Source organism: Rhodanobacter sp. Root561 (assembly GCF_001427365.1).
Classification (GTDB): Bacteria; Pseudomonadota; Gammaproteobacteria; order Xanthomonadales; family Rhodanobacteraceae; genus Rhodanobacter.
Window position 1 is genome coordinate 214508 of the sequence record NZ_LMGH01000015.1, and the last position, 10922, is coordinate 225429.

Genomic DNA, 10922 nt, shown 5'->3' on the forward strand with positions numbered 1-10922 from the left:
GGTCAGTCGTCGAGTTCGTCGTCGCGCTGGCCCAGGTAGACCAGCGCCAGCAGCAGCACCACGACGAAACGAAAAGCGCTGGCCAGTCCGTTCCACTGGCTGGACATCCACATGCCGAACCATTCGCCGCCGATCGCCATGAAACCGCCCAGCCACAGCAGCACGCCGACGCCGAGTCCGGCCACGGCGAGGCGCTTGGCCCGATGGAACAGCGCGGCCGGTGAACGGCGTGCGCGCCACAGGCGCCACGTCCCCAGCCCGCACAGCACGGCGGCCAGCGTTTCGGTGGCGATGATCAGCACGTAGGCCGCATGCTGCAGCAGCGGCGCATGGATCGCGCGGTAGTGGATGGTGGCGTCGGGGAAGATCGAGTCCATCGCCAGCACGTGCTGCACGAAGACCAGGTTGCTGCCGTAGTCGGTGAGGTTGCCGAACGCGACCAGCGCCAGCCACAGCGCGATCGTCGCCATCAGCCCGATCTTCGAAAGCCGCGTCGGCATGTCAGCGGCCGAACAGTTTTTTGAAGCCGTTGTCGCTGAAGCCCACGCTCACCGTGCCGTCGGGCTGTACCACCACCGGGCGGCGGATCAGCGCGGGATATTCCTTCAGCAGCAGGGTCCACTCCGGATCGCTGCCGGGGTTCTTGCGCTGCGGCAGCAGGTTGCGCCAGGTGGTCGAGGACTTGTTGACCAGCTTCTCCCAGCCGCCGAGCTGCGCGGCCCAGTCCTTCAGCGTCGCCGCCGGCACCGGATTGGCGCGGTAGTCGACGAATTCGTGCGCCACCTCGAAACGGGCCAGCCAGTTGCGCGCCTTGCGGCAGGTGTCGCAATTCGGAAGTCCATATAGCACGGGGTTCATTCGCCACTCCGCAGCAGTTCGTTGATGCTGGTCTTGCCACGGGTCTTCTCGTCCACCTGCTTGACGATGATCGCGGCGTACAGGCTGTGGCTGCCGTCCTTTGCGGGCAGGCTGCCGGCCACCACCACGCTGCCGGCTGGCACGCGACCGTAGCTCACCTCGCCGGTGGCGCGGTTGTAGATGCGGGTGGACTGACCCAGGAACACGCCCATGCCGATCACGCTGCCCTTTTCCACCACCACGCCTTCGACCACTTCGGAGCGCGCACCGATGAAGCAGCCGTCCTCGATGATGGTGGGGTTGGCCTGCAGCGGCTCCAGCACGCCGCCGATGCCGACGCCGCCGGACAGGTGCACGCCGGCGCCGATCTGCGCGCAGGAGCCTACCGTGGCCCAGGTATCGATCATGCTGCCGGCACCGACATGGGCGCCGATGTTGACGTAGCTGGGCATCAGTACGGCGTCCTTGGCGATGTGCGCGCCCCGGCGCACCAGCGCCCCGGGTACCACGCGCGCACCGAGCTGCTCCAGCTCGGTGTCATCGCCGTGGGCGAAGCGCAGCGGAACCTTGTCGAAGGCTTGGGCCGGACCACCGTCGACCACGCGGTTGTCGTTGATGCGGAAGTACAGCAGCACCGCCTTCTTGATCCACTGGTTCACCGTCCAGCCGCCGTGGCCGTCCGGCTCGGCCACCCGGCGCTCGCCGGATTCCAGCAGGTCGAGGACCTGGCCGATCGCCGGACGCAGACGGGTCTCGATCTCGGCCGGGTTCAGCGTGTTGCGACGTTCAAAGGCTTCGTCGATCAGGGTTTCGATGGCTTGCATGGGGTTCATTCGCAGAAGATGATGATGACGGTCGGCCGGTGCGGCCACCAAGAATACAGGCCGGATCGGCATTTGCCTGCCCGGCTTCATCCGTATTTGACGACAGCACATCCATTGTTTCACAGCACTCAACGGAGTCGGAAATGAACCAGATCAAGATTGGCGTGATGGTGGGAAGCCTGCGCATGGATTCGTTCAATCGCCGACTGGCCCGAGCCGTGGAGAAGCTGGCTCCCGACGATCTCGCCTTCCGGCACATCCAGATCAACGACCTGCCGCTGTACTCGCAGGATTTCGATGCGGCCTACCCTGCTGCCGCCACCCGACTGAAGAAGGACATCGAGTCCGTCGATGCCCTGCTCTTCGCCACGCCCGAATACAACCGCTCGATTCCGGGCGTGCTGAAGAATGCGATCGATATCGCTTCGCGGCCCTGGGGCACCAACTCGTTCGCCGGCAAGCCCGCGGCCGTCATCGGCGCTTCGATCGGTTCCACCGGCACCGCCCTGGCGCAGCAGCATCTGCGCAACGTGCTCGCCTACCTGGACATGCCCGTGCTGGCCCAGCCGGAGGTGTTCATCCATTTCAAGGAAGATCTTGTCGGCGAGGATGGCAGCATCGGCAATGATGGAACCCGGAAATTCCTGCAGGGCTTTGTCGACAACTATGTCGCCTGGGTCAGGCGATTCGTTCGGTAAGCAAGAAGCGCGACGCGTGTGCTGGTCGCGCGCGTCGGCACGGCGCTGTCGGAAACTGTCGCGGCTTCCTGCGCCAGGCGCCGTGACACGGACTTTCGGGTGCTCCGATCAGCGGATCGAACAGGCGATCGGGGCAACTCCCTTCACCATCACGAGACGTCCTGCGGGTCCATGATGCACCCGTACCCGCGCGTGCAACCGGAACGCGCGAGGGGTACCGTTTCGTCATCTCCCCCTGGAGGAAGCCCATGCACGAGCAGATCAGTCAAGGCTCCATGGTTTTCGTCACCGATGGTGCCGACGGCATCGGTGCCGTGCGGGAGATCAGGCGCGGCTTGCCCGAGCTGCTGGTCTACATCGAAAACGCCGGAGACTTCGTGATACCGATATCGGCCGTCAAGGATGTTCATTCCGGCAAGGTCGTGCTGGATTTCGACAGGCTGGATCTGCGCCTGCGCAATGCCATCCGCCATGCGCGCGATGCGGAAGACCGCAATTACGTTGCACCGGCTTCGGGGGAAGAGGAAGAGTAGCCGTCGACATGCGCCAGGCCGATCACCCCGCGGCCTGGAGAACGCTTTCCGGCAAGACCTCCGGCTTGTCGACGGAACCCCTCATGGCATGATCAACCGAGACGAAGAACGACTGAACCGCCAGCTGGACCGGTTCGAACGCGAGTTGCCCGCGTCGTTGAGTCGAAGCATGCGCTGGCTGCGCGAACCTTCGTCGCGGTGGATCCGGATTCCGGCCGGCCTGCTGCTGATCGCTGGTGGCATTTTCAGCATCCTGCCCCTGCTGGGCCTGTGGATGCTGCCGCTGGGGCTCCTGCTTCTGGCCCAGGACCTGCCCTTCCTGCGGCGCCCGACGCGGCGCGCCCTGCTGTGGATGGAACGGCGCTGGGTGCGCTGGAAACGGAGGGGGCGCAACAGGCCGGGGTAACCGGAAAGCCGGCTTGGCCGATGCTGCCGTGTGGCCCGATCCGCTCGCCTTCGGCAACCACTCCGCGGCCGCCCCATGAATCGTCGATGCATGGCCTTGAAAAACCGCTGGTGACTGGTTTTGTGTGGATAATTCGTGATAATGGCGTGATCCCACCTGGAAGGCGGTGCAAACCCATGACGCAATATGATCTTGAGTCTTTGTTGGCACCGATCGGAGACGAATCCCCGTCGGGTGACGATCTCGAATACGATCCCGAATTTCTCGCACTGGAGCGCGCCGCCGCGCCAAAAGCGGAGCGCGCGATCGGCGACAACGTCAAGGCCGCGGAAGAGCCGGACTGGGAAAAGGTCGCCGAACTGGCCGAGGCCCTGCTGCACCGTTCCAAGGACTTGCGTCCAGCCATCCACCTCACCACCGCCTGGATGCGCACCTCGGGCATGCGTGGATGGAGTGCCGGGCTCAGCCTGATCCGCGGGCTGCTTGAACACTTCTGGGACACCGTCTATCCGCAACTGGACGCCGAGGACGACAACGATCCGACCATGCGGGTCAATTCGGTCGTGCCACTCGGTGACCTGCAGGGCGTGCTGCGCTATTTCCGCACCACGCCGTTCGTGCAATCGCCGCGGATGGGCCGCTTCGACCTGCGCGACCTGCGCATCGCCAACGGAACGTTGAAAGTCACGACGGAAGGCGAGCCCGGTCCGTCATTGACCGAGATCGAAGCCTGCTGCATGGACTGCTCCGAAGACGACCTGGTGGCGGTCACCGCCGCCATCGGCCAGTCGCTGGAAAGCGCCAAGGCCATCGACGGCATTTTCAACGACCGTATCGGCACCGCCGGCCCGGACCTCAAGAATCTGCTCAGCGATATCTACGAACTGAAGAAGTTCCTGGACCCCCAGCTGGCACGCCGGCTTCCGCAGGAAGGCGCGGGTGGTGAGGGTGAGGCGGGCGAAGGTGGCGGCGAAGGCGGAACCGGCGGCACCCGCGCATCCAACGGCGCCATTTCCGGGCCGCAGGATGTCATGCGGCGGCTGGACGAGCTGTGCGACTACTACTCGCGCAACGAACCGTCGAGCCCGGTGCCGCTGCTGCTGCGGCGCGCCCAACGACTGGTCGGCATGGACTTCATGGACCTGCTGAAGGATCTCGCCCCGGGCGGCATTTCCGAGCTGCGCGTGGTTTCCGGCACGCCCGAAGACGAATAGCCCGAAGACGACCATCCCGAAGACGAACCGCCCGCAGATCCGATCCGGTAGTTGCAGGGGCAGGCTTCAGTAGACGCCCTTGCAGCTGTTCGCGCCGGAACGAACGAAGAGCTGACGCACCGACGGGTCCCAGCTAAGGGTCAGCCCAGCCGGCAGTCCCGCGGTGATGCCGGCCGAAGCGATCTGGCTGATTGGCCCCACCGTGGTGGTGCGGCCATCCGCGAAGGTGACTCCCGCGCTGATCGTGTAGCGCAGCGGATCGGTGCACGCCCCGATGTCCACCTGCCTGGAAACGGTGTTGCCGCCGGAAAAGTCCGGCATGGTGCCGGCAATGGGCGACCCGACCTTCTCGCTGCCATCTCCGGCACGGCACGTGGTGGTCAATACATAGCTGATCGAAAGTCTCGCCGGGGTGGCTACCTGCACCACGGCCACCGCCTCGGGCTGGGCGCCACAGCCAAGCAGGAAAGCCTTGCGCCTGGACGCCACGTGGAGCACGTAGCTGCCAGGATCGAGCTTGACACCTGCGGGCAACTCCAGCTCGATCCGGACGGGCGAGACCCCGGTCACCTTCGGCTGCACCGCCTGCGGCTTGCCCTGGGCATCGGTGGCCGTGACCTTGGGGTCCTCACACTGCGCATCGAACAGGTTGGCTCCCACCAGCGCGAAGCTGGTCTTGCCCGGGATGTTTCGCAACACGAACAGCGGTCGATGATCGGCAGTCTCGACGGCATCGACGACCGGCGGCAGCTTCGCTCCGTCCGACGCTTCGGCAAGCTGGGCCACCGTCGTCGCCAGCGCATCGGCCATGGCTGTTGCGTCCGTGTCCAGGCAACCCTTGCTGGCTGCCAGAAACGCCTGCACCCGCTGGCTGGCCGCATGGGCACGATAGGCGTTGCTTTTGGGTTTGGCGTCGATGATGTCGATCGGCTTGTCGACATCCTTGCCCAGCGATTTCCGCAAGGCCTCGCTCATCGTGGCGAGACGCTCGCTGGTCGCCCCCAGGCTGGAGCCCGGCATGCCGGCCGCACGAGCGGACAGCTCATGCTGGGCCGTGCCCAGTTCTTCCAGGATCGCCGTTCCACTCAGTCGCGGCGCAAGCTGCGCCGCGAGTGGCGTAACCCACCCCGGCGCCAGCAATCCGACCAGGACGGCCGCGCCGAGCTTCAGCATGCTCATCGGCGACCATTCATCATGAAGCCCACCATCCCCACGGTGTCGCCTTCCTGGCAATCCTGCTGATCCGGCTGGTCCGGATCGCACCCGCTCTGCTGATCGGCCGGCAAACGCACGCCGGACGGCACGATGCCGTAGGAGCGATAGTTCGCCGTGATCACGCTCGGGTCGATGTAGGAGTCACCGTGATTGCCGTTCTGCGCACTGCCTGCGCCGGTTGCGGTCGGCACGTTGATCGCGAAGCCGCCACCCAGCGGCAGCAGGTTGCTGCTGCTGTCGATCGCGTAGAAGTAAGCGGGTGGGAACCCGACATTCGCAATCATCTGCAAGCCGGTACCGACCACGTAGATCGGCGCCGAGGCCTTGCCCATCCGTCCGGTTGAGCCCCAGGTACCCGTGCTGTTGTAGAGCGGCGTGGTGCCCAGCTGGAACAGGTCGCCATTGGTCACCGACAGATAGGTGACCGCGTTGCCCGCGTTAACCGTGAACGTGCTGCCATCGACCGACGCCAGGGTCAGGGTCTTGTTGTTGGTCATGCTGAAGCCACCCGGCGACGAGAAGTTGCCAAGTGTGTCGACCATGTTGTTGATGCGATCCGAGGCACTGCCCAGCGTGGTCGCGCCCGTCGCGCTTCCGCTCAGGGTGCTGGCCGTGATCAGGCCACCGGAGCCTTCGTTGATCGCGCCGGCGGACTTCAGCGTGGTCTTGGTACCGCTGATCGCCCCGTTGATGGACAGTCCACCAGCGGTCGTGGTCAGGGCCAGGGCGGAGCCGCCGTTGACCGCACCATTGACCGTCAGCGCCTGCGCATTGCTCAGCGCGAAGTTCGCTGCGCTGAAGCCGCCCAGGGTACCGATGTGGTTGGCGCCGGTGAGGGTCGTCGCGCCGACCGACTGGCCGCTCAGGGTGCCGGCCGTGATGCTGCCGCCGGCGCCTTCGCTGATCGCACCGGCCGACTTCAGCGTCGTCGTGGTGCCGCTGACGGCACCGTTGATGATCAGGTCACCCGCGGTGGTGGTGAGTGTCACGGCCGGGCCGCCATCGAGTGGGCCGACCACCGTCAGCGTCTGCGCATTGGTCAGACTGAAGTCCGCCGTGAAGCTGCCCAGCGTGTTGATGTGGTTGCTGCCGTCCAGCGTCGTATTGCCGGTCGACTGCCCCGTCAGCAGATTCGCGGTGATGCTGCCTGCCGCGCCCTCGGTGATCGCACCGGCGGAGTTGAGCGTGGTCGTGGTGCCACTAACCGCCCCGTTGATCGCGAGATCGCCAGCGGTCGTGGTCAACGTGGTACTGGCGCCACCCTGCAGCGGACCACTCACGGTCAGCGAGCGCGCATTGGTCAGGCTGAAGGCCGTCGCGCTGAAATCGCCCAGCGTGGTGATCTTGTTGGCCTGGTTCAGCGTGGTGCTGCCGCTCGAACTGCCGGTCAGCGTGCCGGCGGTGAGGATGCCACCGCCCTGGCTGATGTTGCCGGTGGAGTCCAGGTTCACCGTCGTGCCGGTGACGTTGTTGCCCAACGCCAGATCGCCAGCCGAGGTCAGCGAAACCTCGTCACCCGTGACGGCCGTGTTCACGCTCAGCGCCCCGCTGGTCGTGGTCAGGCTGATGTCGCCAGTGCCACCCGTGGTGGTCAGCGGACCACCCACACTCAGCGCTTGCGCATTGGTCAGGGCGAAATTGGCGGCGCTGAAGCTCCCGAGCGTGCCGATGTGATTGGCCTGGTTCAGCGTCGTGTTGCCGACCGAGCTGCCATTCAGGGTGGTCGCGGTGATGCTGCCGCCACTGCCTTCGGTGATGTCCGCGGCGGAGTTCAGCGTGGTCGTGGTGCCGCTGACCGCACCGTTGATGGCCAGGTTGCCGGCCGTGGTGGCCAGGGTCGTGCTGGTGCCGCCGCTGACCGGACCCGTGACGGTCAGTGCCTGCGCGTCGGTCAATGCGAAGCCAGCCGCCGTGAAGCTGCCCAGCGTGCCGATGTGGTTGCTGCCGTTGAGCGTCGTTGCTCCGCCCGAGTGGCCTGTCAACGTGGTTGCCGTAATGGCACCGCCGGCGCCTTGGCTGATCGCCCCTGCGGAGGCGAGTGTCGTCGTCGTGCCGTTGACTGCCGCGTTGATCGCCAGGTTGCCGGCAGTCGTGGTCAGCACCGTACTGGCGCCACCGTTCAGGGCGCCGGCGATGGTCAGCGACTGTGCATTGGTCAGGGCAAAACCCGCAGCACTGAAATTGCCCAGGTTGGTGACATGGTTGCTGCCGTTGAGCGTGGTCGCACCCGCCGACTGCCCGGTCAGCGTCGCCGCGGTGATGTTGCCACCAGCCCCTTCACTGATCGTTCCGGCCGACTTCAGGGTGGTGGTGGTGCCGCTCACCGCACCGTTGATGGCCAGGTTCCCTGACGTCGTGGTCAACGCCGTGCTGGCTCCGCCATCGACTGCTCCGGTCACGGCCAGCGACTGTGCATTGGTCAGCGCAAAGCCGGCAGCAGTGAAGCTGCCCAGGGTGCCGACATGGTTGACCCCGGCAAGACTGGTTGCGCCTGCCGAATGACCGGTCAACGTGGTCGCCGTGATGCTGCCCGCCGGTCCTTCGTTGATCGTACCGGACGAGTTCAGGCTCACTGCCGTGCCGTTGAGCACGCCGCCCATGGTCAGGTTGCCCGAATTTACCGTCAATGCGCCCGTGCTCACCGTCCCGAGCGTCAAGGCGTTGATGTCACGGATCTGCGTGGCGCCACCGGCGAGATTGACCACGCCACCGAAGTCATTGCTGCCGCCAGCGAGGGTAATCGCGCTGGTGCCGGCATTGACCGTGGTGGTGCCCGCCACGGCCAGCGCCGCGCCCGTCTGCGATACCGCCCCGCTGCTGGTGATGAGCAGGTTGCCACCCACCGTGGTCGCGCCCAGCGTCGTGCTGGTCCCGGCACCGGTCGTGGTGATCGTGAGCGTGCCGGCCGTGTTGCCGCTGATGCCAAGATTGCTGCTTGCCTTCACCGCCGCGATGCCCGACGTGGTGCCGCTAACCCCCGTCGTACCTGCACCGGACAGGTTCACATTGACCGGCGTGGTGTAGCCCGAGTAATCCAGGCTGCCGTTGCTGCCAGCATCGAGATTGCCCGAGATATCCCCGTCGGCCCCCGAGTGCATGAAGAAATGGCCGGTACCGGTGTCGATCAGGTTGCCGATGCCGGAGAAGGTACCGGCCAGATTGGTCACCGTACCCTGGTTGTGGCCCGTGAGGCTCCAGTTCTGGTTGGATGCGGTCAGCGTGCCGGTGCCGGCATCGGCGATGTTCTCGAACGAGGTCCAGGTCAGCGTGCCGCCGTTACCGGCGCCTGCACCGGTCAGGGTGTAGGTCTGGCTGCTGCCGCTGATCGTGTCCGAGGCCGAACCGCCCTTCGCCGTGGTGATGCCGCTCCAGCCGCCGGTGCCGGTGGCCGTGCCGCCCAGGCCCACGTTCACCGCCGTCGTGTACGCGCTGTAGTCCAGCGTGCCTGCGCTGCCGGCCGTCAGCATGCCGCTGACGCTCGCACCGTTCGCAAACACGAAGTTGCCCGCTGCGCTGTCGCTCAGGTTCTCGAACGAGCTCCAGCTCAACACGCCATTGTTGCCGGCGTTCGCGCCGGTCAGCTGATACGTCTGGCTGCTGCCGCTGATCGTRTCCGACGCCGAACCGCCCTTCRCCGTGGTGATGCCGCTCCAGCCACCGGTGCCGGTGGCCGTACCGCCCAGGCCCACGCTCACCGCCGTGGTGTACGCGCTGTAATCCAGCGTGCCCGCACCACCGCCCGCCAGCGTGCCGCTGACGCCGGTGGCCGTACCGCCCAGGCCCACGCTCACCGCCGTGGTGTACGCGCTGTAATCCAGCGTGCCCGCACCACCGCCCGCCAGCGTGCCGCTGACGCTCGCACCGTTCGCAAACACGAAGTTGCCCGCTGCGCTGTCGCTCAGATTCTCGAACGAAGTCCAGTTCAGCAAGCCGCTGCTGCCGGCGTTCGCGCCGGTCAGGTTGTAGGTCTGGCTGCTGCCATGCACCGTGTCGCTGTGACCGCTGCCGGTCACCGACGTCACGCCGCTCCAGGTGCCGCCGATGCCAGTTGTCGCGCCGCTGCTGTTGGACAGATCCAACGCCACCGCCGTGCCGTAGCTGGCGTAATTCAGCGCCTGCGCCGTGACATTGCCGGTAACGCTGCCGGCCGTGCCGAAGTTCACCGTGCCGGTGGCGTCGGCGATGTTGTGGAAACCGCTCCAGTTGTAGCTGTTGCTGCTGCCCTGGTTGGCCACCGCGTTGTCCAGCACATAGCTCTGGCCCGTACCGGTCACCGTGTTGCTTTGCGCCGCGTTCGCACTGACCGTGGTGTACCCGCTGAAGCTTCCACTGACGCCCGAGATCGCGCCGGTATCCACGTTCAGCGTCAGGTCTTGCAGGTAATTGCCGAAGTCCAGCGTCTGCACTGCGATGTTGCCAGTGACGCCGCCATTGCTGCCGAAGTTGACCGTGCCGGTGGCGTCGCTGATGTTCTCGAACGAGCTCCAGCCCACCAGGCCGCTGCTGCCCTTGTTGGCAACGGTGTTGTCCAACTGGTAGGTCTGGCCGGAACCCGTGATCGTGTCGCTGTTGCCGCTGCCCGCAAGCGTGGTCACGCTCGTCCAGGTACCGCCAATGCCGGTGGTCGCGCCGGCACCGTTGGACAGGTCGAACGTCACCACCGTGGCGTAGCTGGCGTAATTCAGCGTCTGCGCCGTGATGTTGCCCGTGACGCTGCCGCCGGTACCGAAGTTGACGGTACCGGTGGCTGCGTTGAGGTTGCCGATACCGCTGAAGCCACCCGGCAGCAGGGTCGTGACCGTGCCGGCGTTGCTTCCGCTCAGGTTGTAGACCTGCGCACCCGTGGTCGCGATCGTGCCGGTGCCGGCATCGACGATGTTTTCGAACGAGGTCCAGGTCAGCGTGCCGCCGTTGCCGGCGCCTGCACCGGTCAGGGTGTAGGTCTGGCTGCTGCCGCTGATCGTGTCCGAGGCCGAACCGCCCTTCGCCGTGGTGATGCCGCTCCAGCCGCCGGTGCCGGTGGCCGTGCCGCCCAGGCCCACGTTCACCGCCGTGGTGTACGCGCTGTAGTCCAGCGTGCCCGCACCACCACCGGCCAGCGTGCCACTGACGGTGGCCCCATCGGCAAACACGAAGTTGCCCGCTGCGCTGTCGCTCAAGTTCTCGAACGAGGT

General features: G+C 66.0%; 9 protein-coding genes. 4 read left to right on the forward strand and 5 right to left on the reverse strand.

Translation table 11 applies throughout. The annotated features are described in order from the left end of the window. Positions 1 to 2 precede the first annotated feature (2 nt). From ASD55_RS16085 to dapD, 3 genes are read right to left on the reverse strand one after another with little or no spacing between them, the layout of a single operon-like run. A complete protein-coding gene (locus ASD55_RS16085; RefSeq protein ID WP_056716397.1) occupies positions 3 to 500 on the reverse strand; it encodes a DUF2165 domain-containing protein in 498 nt (165 codons plus the stop codon). A gap of 1 nt (position 501) precedes the next feature. Continuing rightward, a complete protein-coding gene (locus ASD55_RS16090) occupies positions 502 to 858 on the reverse strand; it encodes an arsenate reductase (protein ID WP_056767733.1) in 357 nt (118 codons plus the stop codon). After that, on the reverse strand, positions 855 to 1682 hold the full coding sequence (gene dapD / locus ASD55_RS16095) for a 2,3,4,5-tetrahydropyridine-2,6-dicarboxylate N-succinyltransferase (RefSeq protein ID WP_056716441.1): 828 nt from the start codon (positions 1680 to 1682) through the stop codon (positions 855 to 857). Before dapD ends, ASD55_RS16090 begins: the two co-directional genes overlap by 4 nt. A gap of 143 nt (positions 1683 to 1825) precedes the next feature. Between dapD and ASD55_RS16100 the strand changes: the two genes are divergently transcribed. The 4 genes from ASD55_RS16100 to tssA all read left to right on the forward strand — a co-directional run bounded on the left by ASD55_RS16100 (position 1826) and on the right by tssA (position 4533). Further along, positions 1826 to 2380 carry an NAD(P)H-dependent oxidoreductase gene (locus ASD55_RS16100; protein ID WP_056716402.1) on the forward strand — a complete coding sequence of 185 codons (555 nt, stop codon included), beginning with the start codon at positions 1826 to 1828 and terminating at the stop codon, positions 2378 to 2380. A gap of 248 nt (positions 2381 to 2628) precedes the next feature. Beyond that, positions 2629 to 2913, forward strand: coding sequence for a hypothetical protein (locus ASD55_RS16105; RefSeq protein WP_056716405.1), 285 nt, complete (start codon positions 2629 to 2631; stop codon positions 2911 to 2913). Between the two features lie 88 nt (positions 2914 to 3001). Next, complete coding sequence (locus tag ASD55_RS16110) at positions 3002 to 3319, forward strand: hypothetical protein (RefSeq protein WP_056716408.1); 318 nt, start codon at positions 3002 to 3004, stop codon at positions 3317 to 3319. A gap of 176 nt (positions 3320 to 3495) precedes the next feature. Beyond that, entirely contained in the window at positions 3496 to 4533 is a 1038-nt protein-coding gene (tssA, locus tag ASD55_RS16115) for a type VI secretion system protein TssA (RefSeq protein WP_056716410.1), read from the forward strand. Positions 4534 to 4599: 66 nt separating this feature from the next. Here the strand turns inward: tssA and ASD55_RS16120 are convergent, their stop codons facing one another. Both ASD55_RS16120 and ASD55_RS18580 read right to left on the reverse strand, forming a co-directional pair. After that, the gene (locus ASD55_RS16120) at positions 4600 to 5712 is read right to left on the reverse strand and encodes a hypothetical protein (protein WP_056716414.1); all 1113 of its coding nucleotides are present in this window, start codon (positions 5710 to 5712) and stop codon (positions 4600 to 4602) included. Further along, a complete protein-coding gene (locus ASD55_RS18580) occupies positions 5709 to 10907 on the reverse strand; it encodes a hypothetical protein (protein ID WP_235577850.1) in 5199 nt (1732 codons plus the stop codon). Before ASD55_RS18580 ends, ASD55_RS16120 begins: the two co-directional genes overlap by 4 nt. Positions 10908 to 10922: the final 15 nt, after the last annotated feature.

What these genes read in the sequence shown, in the direction of transcription:
- ASD55_RS16110 (WP_056716408.1), top strand. Translation starts at nt 3,002, where the DNA reads ATGATCAACCGAGACGAAGAACGACTGAACCGCCAGCTGGACCGGTTC.
- ASD55_RS16090 (WP_056767733.1), bottom strand. Translation starts at nt 858, where the DNA reads ATGAACCCCGTGCTATATGGACTTCCGAATTGCGACACCTGCCGCAAG.
- ASD55_RS16105 (WP_056716405.1), top strand. Translation starts at nt 2,629, where the DNA reads ATGCACGAGCAGATCAGTCAAGGCTCCATGGTTTTCGTCACCGATGGT.
- dapD (WP_056716441.1), bottom strand. Translation starts at nt 1,682, where the DNA reads ATGCAAGCCATCGAAACCCTGATCGACGAAGCCTTTGAACGTCGCAAC.
- ASD55_RS16085 (WP_056716397.1), bottom strand. Translation starts at nt 500, where the DNA reads ATGCCGACGCGGCTTTCGAAGATCGGGCTGATGGCGACGATCGCGCTG.
- ASD55_RS16120 (WP_056716414.1), bottom strand. Translation starts at nt 5,712, where the DNA reads ATGAGCATGCTGAAGCTCGGCGCGGCCGTCCTGGTCGGATTGCTGGCG.
- ASD55_RS16100 (WP_056716402.1), top strand. Translation starts at nt 1,826, where the DNA reads ATGAACCAGATCAAGATTGGCGTGATGGTGGGAAGCCTGCGCATGGAT.
- tssA (WP_056716410.1), top strand. Translation starts at nt 3,496, where the DNA reads ATGACGCAATATGATCTTGAGTCTTTGTTGGCACCGATCGGAGACGAA.